Origin of the sequence: Streptomyces sp. NPDC058000 (genome assembly GCF_042886435.1) — a bacterium.
Lineage (GTDB): Bacteria > Actinomycetota > Actinomycetes > Streptomycetales > Streptomycetaceae > Streptomyces.
In genome coordinates, this window is sequence record NZ_JBHVQS010000063.1 from 1 (window position 1) to 17,936 (window position 17,936).

Annotated in this window: 17 protein-coding genes; 9 read left to right on the forward strand and 8 right to left on the reverse strand. The window is 70.2% G+C overall.

Features of this window, described 5'->3' with window-relative positions:
• Positions 1–196 precede the first annotated feature (196 nt).
• Complete coding sequence (gene gcl, locus ACFVT2_RS36395) at positions 197–1,978, reverse strand: glyoxylate carboligase (protein WP_390025135.1); 1,782 nt, start codon at positions 1,976–1,978, stop codon at positions 197–199.
• Positions 1,979–3,206: 1,228 nt separating this feature from the next.
• On the opposite strand from gcl, the gene ACFVT2_RS36400 reads away from it, so the two are divergent.
• Positions 3,207–3,380, forward strand: coding sequence for a hypothetical protein (locus ACFVT2_RS36400; protein WP_390025137.1), 174 nt, complete (start codon positions 3,207–3,209; stop codon positions 3,378–3,380).
• Positions 3,381–3,926: 546 nt separating this feature from the next.
• Here the strand turns inward: ACFVT2_RS36400 and ACFVT2_RS36405 are convergent.
• The 3 genes from ACFVT2_RS36405 to ACFVT2_RS36415 all read right to left on the reverse strand — a co-directional run bounded on the left by ACFVT2_RS36405 (position 3,927) and on the right by ACFVT2_RS36415 (position 5,687).
• A complete protein-coding gene (locus ACFVT2_RS36405; RefSeq protein ID WP_390025139.1) occupies positions 3,927–4,250 on the reverse strand; it encodes a hypothetical protein in 324 nt (107 codons plus the stop codon).
• A 344-nt stretch (positions 4,251–4,594) separates the two neighbouring features.
• The gene (locus ACFVT2_RS36410) at positions 4,595–5,173 is read right to left on the reverse strand and encodes a DJ-1/PfpI family protein (protein ID WP_390025140.1); all 579 of its coding nucleotides are present in this window, start codon (positions 5,171–5,173) and stop codon (positions 4,595–4,597) included.
• A gap of 163 nt (positions 5,174–5,336) precedes the next feature.
• Positions 5,337–5,687 carry a VOC family protein gene (locus ACFVT2_RS36415; protein WP_390025142.1) on the reverse strand — a complete coding sequence of 117 codons (351 nt, stop codon included), beginning with the start codon at positions 5,685–5,687 and terminating at the stop codon, positions 5,337–5,339.
• 424 nt (positions 5,688–6,111) lie between these two features.
• On the opposite strand from ACFVT2_RS36415, the gene ACFVT2_RS36420 reads away from it, so the two are divergent.
• Both ACFVT2_RS36420 and ACFVT2_RS36425 read left to right on the forward strand, forming a co-directional pair.
• A complete protein-coding gene (locus ACFVT2_RS36420; protein ID WP_390025144.1) occupies positions 6,112–6,519 on the forward strand; it encodes a YciI family protein in 408 nt (135 codons plus the stop codon).
• A gap of 52 nt (positions 6,520–6,571) precedes the next feature.
• The gene (locus tag ACFVT2_RS36425; protein WP_390025146.1) at positions 6,572–7,756 is read left to right on the forward strand and encodes an RNA polymerase sigma factor; all 1,185 of its coding nucleotides are present in this window, start codon (positions 6,572–6,574) and stop codon (positions 7,754–7,756) included.
• Between the two features lie 42 nt (positions 7,757–7,798).
• On the opposite strand, the gene ACFVT2_RS36430 is transcribed toward ACFVT2_RS36425, so the two are convergent.
• Together ACFVT2_RS36430 and ACFVT2_RS36435 are read right to left on the reverse strand one after the other, a co-directional pair.
• Positions 7,799–9,187 (reverse strand): (2,3-dihydroxybenzoyl)adenylate synthase, encoded by a 1,389-nt coding sequence (locus tag ACFVT2_RS36430; protein WP_390025147.1) that lies wholly within the window; start codon positions 9,185–9,187, stop codon positions 7,799–7,801.
• Positions 9,184–9,732, reverse strand: a complete 549-nt coding sequence (locus ACFVT2_RS36435) for a hypothetical protein (RefSeq protein ID WP_390025149.1) — start codon at positions 9,730–9,732, stop codon at positions 9,184–9,186. The genes ACFVT2_RS36430 and ACFVT2_RS36435 overlap by 4 nt, the downstream gene beginning before the upstream one ends.
• 267 nt (positions 9,733–9,999) lie before the next feature.
• On the opposite strand from ACFVT2_RS36435, the gene ACFVT2_RS36440 reads away from it, so the two are divergent.
• Both ACFVT2_RS36440 and ACFVT2_RS36445 read left to right on the forward strand, forming a co-directional pair.
• Positions 10,000–11,076 carry a hypothetical protein gene (locus ACFVT2_RS36440; RefSeq protein WP_390025151.1) on the forward strand — a complete coding sequence of 359 codons (1,077 nt, stop codon included), beginning with the start codon at positions 10,000–10,002 and terminating at the stop codon, positions 11,074–11,076.
• A 343-nt stretch (positions 11,077–11,419) separates the two neighbouring features.
• A complete protein-coding gene (locus ACFVT2_RS36445; protein ID WP_390025152.1) occupies positions 11,420–11,728 on the forward strand; it encodes a hypothetical protein in 309 nt (102 codons plus the stop codon).
• A gap of 101 nt (positions 11,729–11,829) precedes the next feature.
• Here ACFVT2_RS36445 and ACFVT2_RS36450 read toward each other — a convergent pair whose 3' ends face one another.
• The gene (locus tag ACFVT2_RS36450) at positions 11,830–13,053 is read right to left on the reverse strand and encodes an acyl-CoA dehydrogenase family protein (RefSeq protein WP_390025156.1); all 1,224 of its coding nucleotides are present in this window, start codon (positions 13,051–13,053) and stop codon (positions 11,830–11,832) included.
• A 179-nt stretch (positions 13,054–13,232) separates the two neighbouring features.
• Between ACFVT2_RS36450 and ACFVT2_RS36455 the strand changes: the two genes are divergently transcribed.
• On the forward strand, positions 13,233–13,919 hold the full coding sequence (locus ACFVT2_RS36455; RefSeq protein ID WP_390025158.1) for a TetR family transcriptional regulator: 687 nt from the start codon (positions 13,233–13,235) through the stop codon (positions 13,917–13,919).
• A gap of 18 nt (positions 13,920–13,937) precedes the next feature.
• On the opposite strand, the gene def is transcribed toward ACFVT2_RS36455, so the two are convergent.
• The gene (def, locus tag ACFVT2_RS36460) at positions 13,938–14,507 is read right to left on the reverse strand and encodes a peptide deformylase (protein WP_390025160.1); all 570 of its coding nucleotides are present in this window, start codon (positions 14,505–14,507) and stop codon (positions 13,938–13,940) included.
• 187 nt (positions 14,508–14,694) lie between these two features.
• On the opposite strand from def, the gene ACFVT2_RS36465 reads away from it, so the two are divergent.
• From ACFVT2_RS36465 to ACFVT2_RS36475, 3 genes are all read left to right on the forward strand, one after another.
• Positions 14,695–15,933: a MurT ligase domain-containing protein gene (locus ACFVT2_RS36465; RefSeq protein WP_390025162.1), complete on the forward strand. Its 1,239-nt coding sequence runs from the start codon at positions 14,695–14,697 to the stop codon at positions 15,931–15,933.
• 38 nt (positions 15,934–15,971) lie between these two features.
• Complete coding sequence (locus ACFVT2_RS36470; protein ID WP_390025164.1) at positions 15,972–16,700, forward strand: type 1 glutamine amidotransferase; 729 nt, start codon at positions 15,972–15,974, stop codon at positions 16,698–16,700.
• A 185-nt stretch (positions 16,701–16,885) separates the two neighbouring features.
• Complete coding sequence (locus ACFVT2_RS36475; protein WP_390025166.1) at positions 16,886–17,911, forward strand: 6-phosphofructokinase; 1,026 nt, start codon at positions 16,886–16,888, stop codon at positions 17,909–17,911.
• The last annotated feature ends 25 nt before the right edge of the window (positions 17,912–17,936 follow it).

Consider the following 17,936-nt stretch of genomic DNA (forward strand, 5'->3'; position numbering starts at 1 on the left):
CAACAACGGAAGCTCGGTGAACAGGATCGACAGATTGACGTTGAAGCGCGTGTCCGTGAAACCCATAGGGCCCGGCGCTCCTTCCGGATAGCGGATTTCTATTTCTGCTTTACGAGATGCTGAGGGGCGCCGGGCGCGACCGTCAAGCCGCACCCGGCACATCGTCCGGATCGGGTCCGGAAACCGACCTCGCCCGTCAGACCTTGAGCGGCTTGATCGCGGTGGGGGCGTGGCCCGGCTCGGTCGCGATCTCTTCCCACTCATTGACGCTGGCGATGTCGCTGCCGCTCATCGAGATGTTGGTGATCCGCTCCAGGATCGCCTCGACGACGACCGGGACGCGGTACTCGGCGGCCAGCTTCTTGGCCTCCTCGAAGGCGGCGCCCAGCTCGCTGGGGTCGGTGACCCGGATCGCCTTGCAGCCCAGGCCCTCGACGACCTTGACGTGGTCGACACCGTAGACGCCCAGCTCCGGCGAGTTGATGTTCTCGAACTCCAGGTTGACCTGGAAGTTGATGTCGAGGTTGCGCTGCGCCTGGCGGATCAGGCCCAGGTACGCGTTGTTCACCAGGACGTGGACGTAGGGGATCCGGTGCTGGGCGCCGACCGCCAGCTCCTCGATCATGAACTGGAAGTCGTAGTCACCGGACAGCGCGACGACCGGAGTCTCCGGGTCGGCCTTGGCGACGCCCAGCGCGGCCGGGATGGTCCAGCCCAGCGGGCCCGCCTGGCCGCAGTTGATCCAGTGGCGCGGCTTGTAGACGTGCAGCATCTGCGCGCCGGCGATCTGGGAGAGGCCGATGGTGGTGACGTAGCGGGTCTCCGGGCCGAACGCCTTGTTCATCTCCTCGTAGACGCGCTGCGGCTTCATCGGGATGTTGTCGAAGTGCGTACGGCGCTGGAGCTGGGCCTTGCGCTCCTGGGTGGAGGCGGCCCAGTCGCCGCGGTCGGGCAGCTTGCCGGCGGCCTTGAGCTCCTTCGCCACCTCGACGAACAGCTCCAGGGCGGCCTTGGCGTCCGAGGCGATGCCGTAGTCCGGGGCGAAGATCTTGCCGAGCTGGGTCGGCTCGATGTCGACGTGGACGAACTTGCGGCCCTTGGTGTACAGGTCCAGCTTGCCGGTGTGGCGGTTGGCCCAGCGGTTGCCGATACCGAGGACGAAGTCGGACTCCAGGAAGTTCGCGTTGCCGTAGCGGTGCGAGGTCTGCAGGCCGACCATGCCGGCGTTCAGCTCGTGGTCGTCGGGGACGATGCCCCAGCCCATCAGGGTCGGGATGACCGGGATGCCGGTCAGCTCGGCGAACTCGACCAGCAGGTCGGACGCGTCGGCGTTGATGACGCCGCCGCCGGCGACGATCAGCGGGCGCTCGGACTCGTTGAGGAGGGTGATCGCCTTCTCGATCTGGGCGCGGGTCGCGGCCGGCTTGAAGGCGGGCAGCGGCTCGTACGTGTCCGGGTCGAAGTCGATCTCGGTGAGCTGGACGTCGATCGGCAGGTCGATCAGGACCGGGCCGGGACGGCCGGAGCGCATCAGGTGGAACGCCTGCTGGAAGACGCCGGGGACCTGGGCGGCCTCCATGACCGTGGTCGCGGCCTTGGCGACCGGCTTGGCGATCGCGGCGATGTCGACGGCCTGGAAGTCCTCCTTCTGGATCACCGCGACGGGCGCCTGGCCGGTGATGCAGAGGATCGGGATGGAGTCACCGGTCGCGGAGTAGAGACCGGTGATCATGTCGGTGCCGGCCGGGCCCGACGTGCCGATGCAGACGCCGATGTTGCCCGGGTGGGTCCGGGTGTAGCCCTCGGCCATATGCGAGGCGCCCTCGACATGGCGCGCCAGCGTGTGGTCGATCCCGCCACCGGCCTTGAGCGCCGCGTAGAAGGGGTTGATCGCCGCGCCCGGCACTCCGAAGGCGTTGGTCACGCCCTCGCGCTTGAGGATCTCCACCGCAGCGCGGGCGGCTGTCATTCGAGGCATCGAGTACTCCTGCGTCGACCTGTCACGGGCAAGTCCGGCCGAAGAGGCCGGGAGGCTTAATTCCGCATCATGGAATTAATGTTTTGCTTTATGGAAGGAGAACGTAGAGCGAGACGTTCAACGCGTCAAGAGGCGTTCAGGGGACGGCCTGAACAAGACGTGCCGGTCAGGACGAGAAAACCCGCGTAGCGGCGCCCTGGTACGCGGGCAGTCCCGCGGCGCGGCGGGCCGCCGGGCCTCCGAGTTCCCCGGGACCCGCCCCTCGCACGCGTACCTGAGCGGGTGGACCGTGCGCGCGGCCGACTACAGGCCGTTCTGGAGGCCCTGCCACGGGCGGCGATCGCGCAAGGTCGGGACGCGCACATGGTCACCGTCAACCGCCGCTTCATCGAGATGTTCGGGCTCGACGCGGTGGACCACTCCCCCGGCGCACCCCTGGGCTCGGTCGTCGAGGAAGTGGCCGGCCGGTTCGCGGTGCGCCCGGACCCGACCGCCACACGCACCACCGCCCTCACCGCGCGCCGGGTGCCCCGCGCCGCCGAGTTCCCACTCACCGACGGCCGGATCATCCGACGCGAGACGGCGCCGCTGTACGACGCGGACGGGCGGCCCCACGGATCGCCGTGGATCGCCGTGGACCGCTATGGACCGCTGCGGACCGCCGAGTCCCGCACCGCGGTGGCCCCAGGTCCTCTCTTGCAGGCCGGGTCCGGAAAGCAACCCTCGGGCAACCGAGCGCCATCCGTCGCGGCAACGGACGACGGCGGCCTTGGCGGACGTACCCACCGGTCCCGTCCCCTGGAGTCACCGCGTCCGCCCTGCCGCCCCGCAGCGTCGCCTGCTGGCCATCGGCCCGTTCCTGCTGTGAGGTCCGGTCTACCGTCGCGAACCACGCGCCGGAGGCGTCCCGACTGGCGGCCGTCTGCGGGGCCTTGCGCTGTGGCTGTACGCCCATCACCTGTTCGTGGTGCCGGCCCGGGGCTTCGTGCGGATGCCGCGGGGCCGCAACGGCTGGGCGAAGACCCGGCGCAACGCGGAACCAGTGACGGACGGCCCGGTGGCCCGGGAGTCATGACCGCCCCTCAGGCATCACGTCTCACCATCCGGACGTGTAACTGATCACATAGGCGGCAAGGAGTGGGCTCGGCGTGATTGGGTAGTCGGGCGCCGGCGGCGTGCACCGTGCCCGGCTGCCGCCGTCCGCCCGATCGATTTTCAGGAGTAACCCATGCCCGCCCCCCTGCCAGCCCCCGCGCCCGCCCCGGCGAGCGGTTCACCGATCTACGAGAGCCTCGTGTCGAAACACGGCGATGTGGTCGCCGAGAGCCGCCGCGCCGCGCAGGAGACCCAGCGGGAGGCCGACCGACTGCTGCACTTCGCCCCGCGCGACGGCCGGGACTGACGCCACACCGGAGGGCGGGGCCGGGGCACACCCCCAGCCCCGCCCTCCGGCCTGCCGGACCAACACCCCGGCGCATCACCGGACTTGCCGCTCTCCTCCGCAACCCGGCCCGCCCCCGGCCACCAGGCCGACGCACTGCCCTACGGCGACACGTGGCGCGGGCGCACGGGCGGGGAACGGTTCTTCCTCGCGACGAGCCGGACGCGGAAGTCGTTCACCATGGTGACGCAGGAGTTCCTCGCCACCGGCCCGACCGCGGTCATCCTCACCACGCTCACGCCCACACCCTCGCGCCAACGGTCGAGAACTCGCCTTCCTCATTCTCCAAAGGCTCACCATCAGGGACGGCGTACTCGCCGAAATTCGGCCCTTCTACTGGGGCACCGCGGAAATCGCCGCCGTCTGCCGCGTCCCTGCTCCGGCCCTGAAGTGAGAATCCCGGATCGCCCTGCCGCGCCGGCATGTGCGGCATGAGTTGGGCGGGAAAAGGACCTGCCCCTGCTTCAGCGCCAACGCTGAAGCAGGGGCAGGGCCGTAAGGGCTTTACTAGTCCTGGTCCGGACGGCCCTCCGAGCCATCCTTGTTGGCCTCCTTGCCTTCCTTGCCTTCCTTACCTGCCTTGCCCTCCTTGCCCTCCTTGCCCTCCTTACCTTCCTTGCCTTCCTTGCTTTCCTTGCCTTGCTTACCGTGCTCTGAGCCGTCATCGCCGAAGACCCAGGCAAGTGAATCGTCGGTGTTCACGTCTTGCATGACCTGGTTGCCGACGCTCATCACGTCTCCCGTGTGCTCATCGGCGACGGCGGTGCCGACGGGCCCGAGGAAGGCGCCCGAACACAGGATTGCGGCGGTGAGAGCAGTGCGCATGCGCATGGTGGCTCCGATATATCGATGGGGTCGCTAGGACGTGGAATTCATGCCACCGATCCCAGGCCATCAGTCCACGTTTCACCCGCTCGGAGGTTCGACTCCGCACCCTCTCGGCCGAATCCCCGCATTCCCTCACGGAATTCGTCACCCCCATTGCCCCATAACAGGGAACCCATTCTTTTCCCTGGGGATCTATAAATCGGCAGGTCAGCCCCCTGCTTGCGTGCCCGACATTGTGCGCACCCGACGCCCTACCGAGTTACCGCCGGCATCGCCACATGACCACATGGCCACATCACCACAATGCGACGTCCGCCGGCTACGGTCGGCAGCCAGCCGCGCAGCGCTCAGCCCTGTGCGGGCTTTCCCGCCGGTGCGTGCTCCCGCAGGATCTCCACGAACGCCCGCATCCACTCCGGCTGGTCGTTCCAGGCGCGGGCCGAGACGACCTTGCCGTCCACCACCGCCGGGCCGTCCACGAAAACGCCACCGCCCAGTTCCACCTCCGGCGCACAAGCGGGGTAGGCGGAGGTCCGGCGGCCCTTCAGCACGCCGAGCGGGGCCAGCGCGATGGCCGCGTGGCAGATGTGCGCGACCGGCTTGTCCGTGTCGAAGAAGTGCGTCACGACGCGCCGGAAGTCGGCGTCGTGCCGGAGGTATTCGGGCGCCCGGCCGCCGGGGAGAACGAGGGCCGCGTACTCCGCCGGGTCGACCTCGGACAACGCGAGATCGGCTGGCCAGGAGTGACCCTGGCGCTCGACGTAGGTGTCGAAATCGTCGACGAAGTCATGTACGACGAACTGCAACTTCTTGCGGGACGGGGCGGCGATCCGAAGCTCGTAACCCTCCTCCAGCAGCCGCTGGTACGGGTAGAAGAACTCCAGATCCTCAGTGGCGTCGCCGGCGATGAGCAGGATCTTGGGCATGGCGGTACTCCTCGTGAACGCAGCGGCCGGACCGATCGGGGATGACCGGCCCGTATCGGATCCATCGGTTCCCCACTCGGTGGCCTCGAATGCCTCGTCCACCGCCGGTTTCCGGTCTCCCGTCCCCCGCCTCCCGCTACGGAGAGCGTCCACACGTCCGTCGTCACAGACTGTGGGCGACCGGGTGGAGCGGCTGGTAGAGGGGGAGTTCGGCGCCGCTGGGGAGGCGGACGGCGGTCAGGAGGCCCCAGCGCTGCTCGCTGACCGGGCGGGTGACCTCGACGCCTTGCGCGCGGAGCTGATCCAGCTGGGCGCGGAGGTCGTCGCACATCAGGTAGAACTCGTGCCGTGGTGCGTCGTCGGTGGGGTGTACGGCGACCTCGGCCGGGGGCAGTTTGAAGATCAGCCAGCCCCCGCCCGCGTCGACGCCGGGAAAGCCGAGCACGTCGCGGATGAAGGCGCGGTCGGCCTCCGCGTCCTGGCTGTAGAGGATGACGTGCGATCCACTGATCATGGTGGTTCCTCGTTCGTTCCACCCCAGACACCGCCTGAGGTGCGGGGCGGTCTCCGCAGCCCGTTCGATGGGGTGCCGCGGCGGTCGGTGCGCGGGCATCCTGCCACGGCCAGTGCCACCGGCCGGTGATCGCCACATCGAGGTGAGGGTCTGCGCGGGCGCCAGATGTGCGCGTCCACGCCGATGGGCTTCAGCCCCGACCCGCGCTGCTTGATGGCGAGCGCGGTCTCGACGTGCTTCCCGACCGCGTTCCAACGTCCCTCGCGGCGCGCCGTGGACCCGGACACCGCGAGACGGCTCATCCAGGCTGATCCATAAAGAGCCCGAAAATAAATCGGACGGCGATGTCGAGAACCCGTGGCTGGCTCCGTCCCCGTGGTGAACGCGACCACAATGGGCCGCACCAGCCCCGAGGAGAATCACCATGGCCAAGTACTTGCTGCTCAAGCACTACCGCGGCGCCCCGGCTCCGGTCAACAACGTGCCGATGGACCAGTGGACGCCGGAGGAGATCACGGCGCACGTGAAGTACATGCAGGACTTCGCAGGCCGGCTCGAAAAGACCGGCGAGTTCGTCGACGGCCAGGCGCTCGCCCCCGAGGGGACGTTCGTCCGGTACGACGGTGAGGGGCGCCCGCCGGTCACCGACGGCCCGTTCGCCGAGACCAAGGACCTCATCGCCGGCTGGATGGTGATCGACGTCGACAGCTACGAGCGTGCCGTCGAACTGGCCGGGGAGCTGTCGGCCGCCCCTGGGGCGGGCGGCAGGCCGATCCACGAGTGGCTCGAAGTGCGCCCGTTCCTGGCCGCGCCGCCCACCATCACCGAGTGACCTCGCAGTGACTCGGATGTCCACTCAGAGGTCCGCTCAGAGGTCCGCTCAGATGGACACAGCCCTGCTGCGGAGCCTCACACCGAGCGTGCTCGCCATCCTCGTCCGCCGCGGAGCCGACTTCGCGGCGGCCGAGGACGCCGTGCAGGACGCGCTGGTCGAGGCCGTCCGCGTCTGGCCGGCCGCCCCTTCCCCGAGCTCTCGGCTCCGTTCGAGCAGCGGAGACCCCGTCCGGGACCCGAAGGGCTGGCTGGTCACCGTGGCCTGGCGCAAGTTCCTCGACGCGACCCGGGCGGACACCGCCCGCCGCCGGCGTGAGGACCTCGTCGACGAGGAGCCGGCGCCCGGGCCCGCGCCCGCGGTGGACGACACGCTCCAGCTCTACTTCCTGTGCGCCCACCCGTCGCTGACGCCGGCGTCCGCGGTCGCGCTCACACTGCGCGCCGTCGGCGGACTGACCACCCGCCAGATCGCCCTGGCCTACCTGGTGCCCGAGGCGACCATGGCGCAGCGCATCAGCCGGGCCAAGTGCACCGTCTCTAGTGTGCGGTTCGACCAGCCCGGCGACGTCGCCACCGTGCTGCGCGTCCTCTACCTGGTCTTCAACGAGGGCTACTCCGGCGACGTCGACCTCGCCGCCGAGGCCATCCGGCTCACCCGGCAGCTCGCGGCCCAGGTCGACCACCCCGAGGTGGCGGGGCTGCTCGCCCTCATGCTGCTCCACCACGCCCGGCGCGCCGCCCGGACCTCGCCCGACGGCAGCCTGGTACCTCTCGCCGAGCAGGACCGCGGCCGGTGGGACACCGGGTTGATCGCCGAGGGCGTGGAGCTCCTTCAGGCGGCCCTCGCCCGCGACCGGCTGGGCGAGTTCCAGGCCCAGGCCGCCATCGCGGCGCTCCATGCCGACGCGCCCACCGCCGAGGAGACCGACTGGGTGCAGATCGTCGAGTGGTACGACGAGCTCGCGCGCCTGACCGACAGCCCGGTCGTCCGGCTCAACCGCGCGGTGGCCGTAGGCGAGGCCGACGGACCGTGCGCCGGCCTGGCGGCGCTCACGACACTGGACGCCTCCCTCCCGCGCCACGCCGCGGTGGCCGCGTACCTCCACGAGCGCGACGGCGACCTGGCGACGGCGGCACGGCTCTACGCCGAGGCGGCCCAGAAGGCACCCAACCTCGCCGAGCGCGACCACCTGACGCGCCAGGCCGCCCGGCTCAACTCCCGCCGGAGTCGTTGACGGCTCGCGCTCGGTCTGTCCCGCGGCGCGCCGCCCTGCCCGTCACGGGCGAGATGGGTCTCCGTGGTCAGCCCGCTGCGGGACGTCCTTGAGTCGGCCGGTCACCACCAGGTTGCCGTCCGGGGTGCGCCGCGCGAGGTCGCCGGTCCGGAAGTAGCCGTCGGCGGTGAAGGTGCGTGCGTTGTGGTCGGGTGCCCGGTAGTAGCCGCGCAGGGTGTACGGACCGCGGGCGAGGAGTTCGCCGGGCTGCCCGTCGGGCACGTCCTTGCCGTCGGCGTCGACGATGCGGATCTCGTCGTCGGGCGAGAGCGGGCGGCCCTGCGTGGTGAGCGCGGTCTCGTCCGGATCGGCGGGCCGGGTGAAAGTGAGCGGCCCCTCAGCCGTGCCGAAGACCTGCTGGAGGCGACAGTCCCCTGCGGGGCCCATCCGTTCGGCGGTCGCCCGGGGCAAGGGCGCGCCACCGATCTGCACGAGGCGCAGACTGCTCAAGTCGGCCTGGACCGTGGGAAGTACGTCGAGCCAGAGCTCGGCGTCGGCGGGCGCCACCGACGCGATGGTGACCCGCTCTCGTCCGACGACCGGGAGGCATGCGGCGGGTCCCGGGTTCTCGACCAGGACGACGGTGCCGCCGACGGAGAGGGTGCCGACGATGCCGGGGCAGCCGAAGGTGAAGTTGGACCCGGCGGGCAGCGCGGCGAGATACACGTCGTTCTCGGTGAGCGACACCAGCTCGGCGGCGGCCCGCGCCTGGTAGGCGTAGTCGTTGTGGGTGCGCGGAACGAGCCTGGGCGCCGCGGTGGTACCGCCGGAGAGCAGGAAGAACGCCACCTGGTCGGCGCTCTGCGCCCGCGCCGGTGCGGGCGGGGCGTCGATGGAGCCCAGCGGGAAGTAGTGGCAGCCCGAGGGGTCGGTCGAAAGGCCGCCGTACGGGGACGAGGCGTCCGGCGCCTCAAGGGTGAACACCCGCCGCAGGAAGGGCCCTTGAGCCGCGATGTCCGCGGCCATCGCGGTGTGGTCGAAGCCCTGGTAGGTCGAGGGGCCGACGTAGCCGACGGCCTCGGTGACCTGTACGAGGTGGGACACCACGGACTCGCGGTGCGAGACCGGGCAGAACACGGGGACCGCGCCGACGCGCATCAGCGCGAACACGGTGATGACGAACTCGGGAACGTTCGGTAGTTGGACGACGACCCGTTGCCCGGGCCTCAGGCCGCGCAGCCGGAATCCGGCGGCCGTGCGGTCCACGCGCCGGTTCAGGTTCGCGTAGGTGAGGCGGGTGCCGCCGTGCACGAGCGCGGTCCGCGGTCCGTACTCCAGGGCCCAGCCGCGCAACAGGTTGTCCAGTGTGTTGCCACGCCAGTGCCCGGCCGCCCAGTAGCGGTCGACGAACTCCTCGGGCCAGGGCGTGCAGCCGTCGAGCATGGATGTCATTCGCTTCCTTCTGTACCGGTTTCCGAACCGGAAGCCGTGCGGGTCGTGTGTCGCCGTGACGGGGGCGGGTCAGCGGTGATCTCGATGACCGCGGCCCCGGTCTCCGCCACCTCCCCCCTTCTCCAAACCAGGGAGCAGCCCGCCGCCTTGACCTCGATCTTGGCGATCCAATCCACCAACCCCCTTGTACGCAATGCGCTTTCCCCACCAGGGACGCTGAATTCCCTCAGCAGAAAGTCCAATGAGCGGCGCTGACCAGGAGGAACGGTCGGGCCCGATCCCACTCGACCGCGCGGCGCGACGCGCATGCCGCCGGGCACTCTTGACGCCGCGAGGAAGTAGTAGATGACGCCGGCGTTCGCAGCCGCGCCGATGCCCGCCGCATGGATTCCGGTGATGAGGCCGGCGGCGAGCAGCTCGATCACGATGAGCGTCCACCACCAGTCCTCGGGGAACCTGTTGGTGGCTGTTGATGGCTGTTGTCGCAGGGGAGGCTCCCCGTTGATCGTGGAGGTGGTGCGGCGAGTTTTGGTCGCGGTGACCATTGGGGCGTGTTGGCGCACATAGGGTTGCGGGGAAGTCCTGCGTAAGCCCTTTGCTTCTGTGCGCGCCCAGTTGGTGACTTCGCGTTCTGTCGGCTATTGCCGTCCTCTGGCAGCCTTTCGTTTTCCGACCTGCTCCGGGACCGTAGCTTTCCTGTAAAAACGCGCCATTTCAGGGGCATGCAGGAACCCGGTACGGGAAAGTCGACTCCTCATTCGCAGAGATGCACATCGGTGTGTCCGGTACGAAGTGGGGGCAATATGTCACGTATGGCACAACGGTCCGTGGGAGCGCGGAGGACGACCGCCGGCTCTGCGGCGGCGGTGCTCGCCGGACTGACCCTGGTGATCGGGGCGGCGGCACCTGGGCAGGCGGTCCCCGTAACGGCGACTGCGGGGGCACGGCCCATGCTGAACTGCGGTGCCGCTGCGACGGCGCGCACGGCTGCGGCACCGCGGACGAACGCCGCGGCGGCGACGGAATCGGCCCCGGCCACGGCCATGGCCGTCACCGGAAATGCGGCGCAGATGCTGTCCTACAGCCTCGCCCCGGAGGCGCCGATCGGCCTCTGGTCGTCCTCGAACGTCACCCTGCGCACCCCGGTCTCCAAGGGCACCGTCCGCCTGGACGTCACCACGCAGGGCTTCATCGCCGCTTCCCTCCTGATGCAGCGGTACGACGAGAAGAGCCACCGCTGGGTCGACCTGGATGTCGAATCGGCCGGCACCGAAAACCCGAACAAGGGGAGGTTCTCCTTCCCCGTCTCGGTGACGGCGAGTCCCGGCCGCCCCGCCACGGTGGCTCTCCGGGTCCAGGCCATCGACCGTCCCGGTCGGCTGGCCGTGGCCGCTTCGGTCAACGACGGCCAGGGGCACACCTACCGCGCGCCTACGCGTAGCACCGTCGTCGACCGGCCCACCTCCACGGTCACGGGCTGGCCGCGTGGCGCCGGCCTGGTTCGTGGCGGTGCGGCGAAGGAGTTCGAGCTCACGGTCAAGAACACCACCAAGCGGGCCTATCCGGCGCTCAACGCCGGGTACTCCGCCTACGGTCAGAGCGGCGCCCGTGCCGTGGCCCCCAAGGACCTGGTGCTACAGCAGTACGTGCCCGGCCACGGGTGGCAGCGCGTGTCGTTGGTGCCCGGCGGCTGCGACCCGGGCATGAGCGCCGAACTGCTCCCGACCGCCAAGACACCGCTGGTACCCGGCGCCACCGCCGTCTACCGGATGCGTCTGGCGGTCGCGGGAGACGCTCCCGTGGCCAACGTCGAAGCGGGTGTGTCGGTGGGTTCCGGCGACACGTCGTTGTCCTACCAGACGTTGCCGTTCAAGATTCGCGCCAGGTAGCCCTGCCGAGTACCTCGATCACGCGGGGAGTCTGGGGGAAGAGAGGCCGGCGCCTCCTCACCTCCGGCTCCCCGTCAGCGCGTGTCGCCGATTTCAGCCGGCTCGCCCTCGGACGCGGGAGAGACTTCCTCACGATGCCTTCTGGTCGCAGTTCGTATGACCGTCGACGACGAGTTACCTCGCCCTCCCGTGGCGGGGTAACTCGCTTCCATGCGCCCCTAGTTGGCGACTGTTGGCGACTTCGCACCCTGCCGATCGTCGTCTGCCCATGGAAGGCTTTCGCTTTCTGGCCTGAGGGGGGCTTATGGCGTTTGCGTGTCCGCGGTGCAAGGAATCGAGTCAGGTGTTGCACCTGGCGGAGTATTGGCGTTCGTTGCCGCAGGATGCGGAGGCGAAGGGAAAGCACGCACCACCGCCGGAGTGTGCGATGCAGTGGCTGCTGCCGGTGGGTGTCGGCGTCGTGGGTGTGGTGGCTCTGGTGTCGGGCTCGGTGGCCGCGGGGATTGTGCTGGTGCCGGGCGGCATCGGGTTGGGCTTCTGGTTGTCGCAGCGGGCGTCGGCTGCCGAGGATGCGCGGGCGGCGTGGGAACGGTCGTTGATTTGCCGGCGGTGTCCGGCGGTGTTTCCGCGGGAGGACGCAGTCGTGGTGTGAGCTCCGGGTGGGCACAGGCCCCGTCCCAACTGGGACGGGGCCTACAACATGAGAGCGATCTACGCGTGTCGCACTGCTCCGATGCCTAACGGATCGACTGCCTAACGGATCGGCATTCCCGACAGCGTCCGGGCGATGACCAGTCGCTGGATTTCGCTGGTGCCCTCGAAGATGGTGTAGATCGCGGCGTCGCGGTGCATCCGCTCGACCGGGTATTCGCGGGTGAAGCCGTTGCCGCCGAGGATCTGGACCGCCTGGGCGGTGACCTTCTTGGCGGTCTCGCTGGCGAAGAGCTTGGACATCGAGCCCTCGGCGCTCTCGAACTTCTTGCCCGTGGTGGCCATCCAGGAGGCCCGCCAGACCAGGAGGCGGGCGGCGTCGATCTGGGTCCGCATGTCGGCCAGCTGGAAGGCCACGCCCTGGTTGTCGATGATCGGGCGGCCGAACTGCTCGCGGGTCTTGGCGTACTCCAGGGCCTCCTCGTACGCCGCGCGGGCGGTGCCGACGGCCATCGCGCCGACGGCCGGGCGGGACGCCTCGAAGGTGGCCATCGCGGCGTTCTTCACGCGCTCACCGCCCTTGGCCCTCTCGCGGGCGCGGGCCAGTCGCTCGTCGAGCTTCTCCTTGCCGCCGAGCAGGCAGTGACCGGGGATCCGGACCTCCTCCAGCACGACCTCGGCGGTGTGCGAGGCCCGGATGCCGTGCTTCTTGAACTTCTGGCCCTGGGAGAGGCCGGGGGTGTTCGGCGGGACGATGAACGAGGCGTGCCCCTTGGAACCCAGATCCGGGTCGACGACGGCGACGACGACGTGGACGTTGGCGATGCCGCCGTTGGTGGCCCAGGTCTTGGTGCCGTTGAGCACCCACTCGTCCTTGGCCTCGTCGTAGACGGCCCGGGTGCGCATCGAGGCGACGTCGGAGCCGGCGTCCGGCTCGGAGGAGCAGAAGGCGGCGACCTTGACGTCGTCGGCGTCGCCGTACATCTGCGGGATCCAGGTGCCGATCTGCTCCTCGGTGCCGTTGGCCAGGACGCCGACGGCCGCGAGGCCGGTGCCCACGATGGACAGCGCGATGCCGGCGTCGCCCCAGAACAGTTCCTCCATCGCCATCGGAATGCCGAGGCCGGTGGGGTCGAAGAACTGCTGGGCGTAGAAGTCGAGGGAGTACAGGCCGATCTTGGCGGCCTCCTGGATCACCGGCCAGGGGGTCTCCTCGCGCTCGTCCCACTCGGCGGCGGCGGGGCGCATGACGTCCGCGGCGAAGCCGTGAATCCAGTCACGGACTTCCTTCTGCTCGTCGTTGAGTTCCATGGTGAACTCGGCCATGTCCCCTCCAGTGGTGCGTACGGCCAGCCGTTACTTGCGGTAACCGAAGTGTGTTACCCGTCGGTAATCGATGTCAACTCCTCGCGGGCGCCGATTTGGCCCGCGGAGTTCGGGAGTCGCCGAGTCAGGGTGTTACGTTGCGCGAGCGCCACGGATTAACAAGGGTGGGGAGCACGACCATGGACAGCATCGACAGCACCGGACAGACCGGTACGGCACAGACCGGCACCGCAGGCGGCAACCGGCAACAGACCGCGACCGAGCGCAGACGGCGGGAGCTCCTGGAGGCCGCCGAGCGCATCGTGTTGCGCGACGGCCCAGGCGCGTCGATGAACGCCATCGCCGCCGAGGCCGGGATCACCAAGCCGATCCTCTACCGACACTTCGGCGACAAGGGCGGCCTCTACCGCGCCCTCGCCGTCCGGCACACCGACGCCCTGCTGGCCAACCTCCGGGCCGCACTGGACGCCCAGGCCCTGCGCCGGGAACGGGTCGAGGCCACCCTCGACGCCTACCTCGTCGCCATCGAGACCCGGCCGCAGGTCTACCGCTTCCTCATGCACCCGGCCGACGAGGACAACGCCTCGGAGTCCGGCTTCGACGTCGGCCGGCACTCCGCTCCCTTGCTGCGCCGACTCGGCGAGGAACTGGCGAAGGTCATCTCCGAACGGCTCGACCTGGGGCCGGACGGTGAGGAACGGGCCCGGGTGTGGGGGCACGGCATCGTCGGCATGATGCACGCGGCCGGCGACTGGTGGCTGCGTGAACGCCCCTGCTCCCGCGAGCAGTTGGTGCGCCACCTCACCGATCTGCTGTGGGGCCAGCTGGCCACCGCCAAGGACCTCGCCAACGGCCCCGGATTCTGATGTTCCGGGCGGCCGGCGTCAGGCCGGTGCCGCCGCCCGGTCGTCCGTCGCCGCCGCCCACGGGGCCCGGGCCACCGCACGCAGCGCCCGGCGCCGCCGCAGGCCGGTGAGCCGGTCGACGTAGAGGCCGCCCCCGAGGTGGTCGCACTCGTGCTGGAGGCAGCGGGCGAAGAACCCGGTGCCGGTCACCGTCACCGGCGCGCCGGTGAGGTCGAACCCGGTCACGACGGCGTGGTCGTGACGCGGGGTACCGGCCTCGATACCGGGCAGCGACAGACAGCCCTCGGGCCCGCGGAACACCGGCCCGTCCGCTTCGACCAGGTGGGGGTTGACGACGTGCCCCAGGTGCCGGCGGTCCTCGTCGTCGGGGCAGTCGTAGACGAACACCCGCAGGGGAACACCGACCTGGTTGGCGGCCAGGCCCACCCCGTTCGCGGCGTACATCGTCGCGTACATGTCCTCGACCAGCGCGGCCAGCTCACCGTCGAAAACGGTGACCTCCGCACAGGGACGGGTGAGGACGGGATCGCCGTACAGGCGCAGTGGACGGGGGCGGCCGGAACTGCCGGGGATGGTGCGGTGGCGCATGGGCCCAGCGTACGGGCCGGGCATTCCGGATAGCGTCACACAGGTGGCGGAGTTCGGGCCGGCCGCCGGATCTCGATAGGCTGAACCCCGACCGACAGCCTCCGGACGGTCGATGGTCACGGAGGAGGCGCACTCTTCCGGCAGCCTCAGGGCAGGAGTGCGCCGGATGCAAGGAGGATCTGAGACGATGGCAGGCAACACGGAGCCGCTGTCGCCGCGGGCCAAGCTGGCCGTGACGGCCGGCAAGGCCGCGGCAGCGGTGTCGCGCGCGGCAGGCCGCGGCAGCGGATCGGTGATCGGCGGCAAGGTGGCGCTCAAGCTCGACCCCGACCTGCTGGCCTCGCTGGCCAGGCACCTGGACGTGATCCTGGTGTCCGCCACCAACGGCAAGACGACCACCACCCGGCTGATCGCCGAGGCGCTGCGGGCCAGTGGCCCGGTGGTCTCCAACGCGCTGGGCGCCAACATGCCCGCGGGCATCACCTCGGCGCTGGCGGGCGGCTCGGACGCCAAGTACGGCGTCATCGAGGTGGACGAGAAGTACCTGGCCACGGTGGCCCGGGACGTCACGCCGAAGGCCATAGCGCTACTGAACCTCTCCCGGGACCAGCTCGACCGGGCCGCCGAGACCCGGATGCTGGCCGAGCGCTGGCGCGAGGGCCTGTCCGGCTCCAAGGCGCTGATCATCGCCAACGCCGACGACCCGTTGATCGTCTGGGCGGCCTCGTCGTCCGCGAACGTGGTGTGGGTCGCCGCCGGCCAGGAGTGGAAGGACGACGCCTGGTCCTGCCCCTCGTGCGGCGGCGTGATGCAGCGGCCGGGCGACGACTGGTTCTGCGCCGAGTGCGGTTTCCGTCGTCCGACGCCCAGCTGGGCGCTCTCCGGCGACCACGTCCTCGACCCGCACGGCAGCGCCTGGCCGATCAAGCTCCAGCTGCCGGGCCGCGCCAACAAGGCGAACGCCACCACCTCCGCAGCCGTCGCGGCCGCCTTCGGGGTGCCGCCGCAGGTCGCCCTGGAGCGGATGTTCGCGGTGCAGGCCGTCGCCGGCCGCTACGACGTGGTCACCTTCGCGGAGCGGGAACTGCGGCTGCTGCTGGCGAAGAACCCGGCCGGCTGGCTGGAGACCTTCTCGCTGATCGACGGGCCGCCGACCCCGGTGATCATGTCGGTGAACGCCCGCGGGGCGGACGGCACCGACACCTCCTGGCTGTGGGACGTGGACTACACCCGGCTGGCCGGGCACCCGATCTTCGTGCTGGGCGACCGCAAGCTGGACCTGGCGGTGCGCCTGGAGGTCGCCGGGCTCGACTTCGAGGTGTGCGAGACCCTCGACGAGGCGGTCCAGATGGCGCCGCCCGGGCGGATCGAGGTCATCGCCAACTACACGGCCTTCCAGGACCTGCGCCGCCGCGTGGGCAACTGAGTGCGGTCCACCGACAACACGGACAAGGACGAGCGAGCATGAGTGACAACAGCCTGCGCGTGGTGTGGATCTATCCGGACCTGCTCAGCACCTACGGCGACCAGGGCAACGTCCTGGTGGTGGAGCGGCGGGCGCGACAGCGCGGCCTGGACGTCCAGCGCGTCGATGTCCGGTCCGACCAGCAGATCCCCACCTCCGGGGACATCTACCTGATCGGCGGCGGCGAGGACCGGCCGCAGCGGCTGGCGGCCGAGCGGCTGATCCGCGACGGCGGCCTGGACCGTGCGGTCTCCAACGGCGCGATCGTCTTCTCGGTGTGCGCCGGCTACCAGATCCTGGGCCACGAGTTCATCAACGACCTCGGCGAGCGGCAGCAGGGACTGGGGCTGCTGGACGTGGTGAGCACCCGCGGCGAGGGCGAGCGGTGCGTCGGTGACGTACTCGCCGACATCGACCCGCAGTTGGGGCTGCCGCCGCTGACCGGATTCGAGAACCACCAGGGCGTGACGCACCTGGGCCAGACCGCCCGGCCGTTCGCCACGGTCCGGTTCGGCAACGGCAACGGTGTCGGCGACGGCTACGAGGGCGCGTGGAACGACACCGTCTTCGGGACGTACATGCACGGCCCGGTGATGGCCCGCAACCCGCACGTCGCGGACCTGCTGATCAAGCTGGCGCTGGACGTCAACGCGCTGCCGCCGGCCGACGACCGGTGGTACGAGGCGCTGCGCCAGGAGCGGATCGCGGCGGCGACGCAGACCGCCTGACGGGTCCGGTGACGACGACGGCCGGATCCGGGTCAGCTGACCCGGATCCGGCCGTTTTCCGTGCGCCGGCGTCCGCACTCCGGGCGCCCGTGTCCCGGGGCGCCGCGCGCTTGTAGGCTGAGCGGAATCCAACCGGACGACGGGGTCCGGGCGTCCGGTTGAGTTGCGATGGGTTACTACGAACAATGCGTATTGGTGTCCTGACGTCCGGCGGCGACTGCCCCGGCCTGAACGCCGTCATCCGGTCCGTCGTCCACCGTGCCACCGCCGACCACGGGGATGAGGTGATCGGCTTCAAGGACGGCTGGAAGGGCCTGCTGGAGTGCGATTACCGCAAGCTCGACCTGGACGCCGTCGGCGGCATCCTGGCACGCGGCGGGACCATCCTCGGCTCGTCGCGGGTACAGCCCGCCCACCTGCGGGACGGCGTGGAGCGGGCCCGCGGCCACGTCGCGGAGCTGGGCCTGGACGCGATCATCCCGATCGGCGGTGAGGGCACGCTGAAGGCGGCCCGACTGCTGTCGGACGCCGGGCTGCCGATCGTCGGCGTGCCGAAGACCATCGACAACGACATCGCCGTCACCGACGTCACGTTCGGCTTCGACACCGCGGTGGGCGTGGCGACCGAGGCGCTGGACCGGCTCAAGACCACCGCCGAGTCGCACCAGCGGGTGATGATCGTCGAGGTGATGGGGCGGCACACCGGCTGGATCGCGCTGCACTCGGGGATGGCGGCCGGGGCGCACGCGATCGTGGTGCCGGAGCGGCCGTTCGACATCGAGGAGCTGACCGCCCGGGTCGCGGAACGGTTCGAGGCCGGAAAGAAGTTCGCGATCGTGGTGGTCGCGGAGGGCGCCAAGCCGCGCGAGGGCACCATGTCGTTCGACCTGGGCGGCACGGACGTGTACGGCCATGAGCGGTTCGCCGGTGTGGCCCGGCAGTTGTCGCTGGAGCTGGAGAGCCGGCTCGGCAAGGAGGCCCGTCCGGTCATCCTCGGCCATGTCCAGCGCGGCGGGACGCCGACCGCGTACGACCGGGTGCTGGCCACCCGCTTCGGCTGGCACGCGGTGGAGGCCGCGCACCGCGGGGAGTTCGGGATGATGACCGCGCTGCGCGGTACGGACATCACGTTGGTGCCGCTCGCGGAGGCGGTGGCGAGCCTGAAGACGGTGCCCGCCGAGCGCTACGACGAGGCCGAGTGCGTGCTGTGATCCGTCCGTAGCCCACCCGCGGGGT

Coding starts and splice junctions, on each gene's coding strand:
- ACFVT2_RS36475 (WP_390025166.1), top strand. CDS start 16,886: ATGCGTATTGGTGTCCTGACGTCCGGCGGCGACTGCCCCGGCCTGAAC.
- ACFVT2_RS36420 (WP_390025144.1), top strand. CDS start 6,112: ATGGCCAAGTACTTGCTGCTCAAGCACTACCGCGGCGCCCCGGCTCCG.
- ACFVT2_RS36470 (WP_390025164.1), top strand. CDS start 15,972: ATGAGTGACAACAGCCTGCGCGTGGTGTGGATCTATCCGGACCTGCTC.
- ACFVT2_RS36450 (WP_390025156.1), bottom strand. CDS start 13,053: ATGGCCGAGTTCACCATGGAACTCAACGACGAGCAGAAGGAAGTCCGT.
- ACFVT2_RS36415 (WP_390025142.1), bottom strand. CDS start 5,687: ATGATCAGTGGATCGCACGTCATCCTCTACAGCCAGGACGCGGAGGCC.
- ACFVT2_RS36465 (WP_390025162.1), top strand. CDS start 14,695: ATGGCAGGCAACACGGAGCCGCTGTCGCCGCGGGCCAAGCTGGCCGTG.
- gcl (WP_390025135.1), bottom strand. CDS start 1,978: ATGCCTCGAATGACAGCCGCCCGCGCTGCGGTGGAGATCCTCAAGCGC.
- ACFVT2_RS36435 (WP_390025149.1), bottom strand. CDS start 9,732: ATGGTCACCGCGACCAAAACTCGCCGCACCACCTCCACGATCAACGGG.
- ACFVT2_RS36405 (WP_390025139.1), bottom strand. CDS start 4,250: ATGCGCATGCGCACTGCTCTCACCGCCGCAATCCTGTGTTCGGGCGCC.
- ACFVT2_RS36440 (WP_390025151.1), top strand. CDS start 10,000: ATGGCACAACGGTCCGTGGGAGCGCGGAGGACGACCGCCGGCTCTGCG.
- ACFVT2_RS36455 (WP_390025158.1), top strand. CDS start 13,233: ATGGACAGCATCGACAGCACCGGACAGACCGGTACGGCACAGACCGGC.
- def (WP_390025160.1), bottom strand. CDS start 14,507: ATGCGCCACCGCACCATCCCCGGCAGTTCCGGCCGCCCCCGTCCACTG.
- ACFVT2_RS36430 (WP_390025147.1), bottom strand. CDS start 9,187: ATGACATCCATGCTCGACGGCTGCACGCCCTGGCCCGAGGAGTTCGTC.
- ACFVT2_RS36400 (WP_390025137.1), top strand. CDS start 3,207: ATGCCCGCCCCCCTGCCAGCCCCCGCGCCCGCCCCGGCGAGCGGTTCA.
- ACFVT2_RS36425 (WP_390025146.1), top strand. CDS start 6,572: ATGGACACAGCCCTGCTGCGGAGCCTCACACCGAGCGTGCTCGCCATC.
- ACFVT2_RS36410 (WP_390025140.1), bottom strand. CDS start 5,173: ATGCCCAAGATCCTGCTCATCGCCGGCGACGCCACTGAGGATCTGGAG.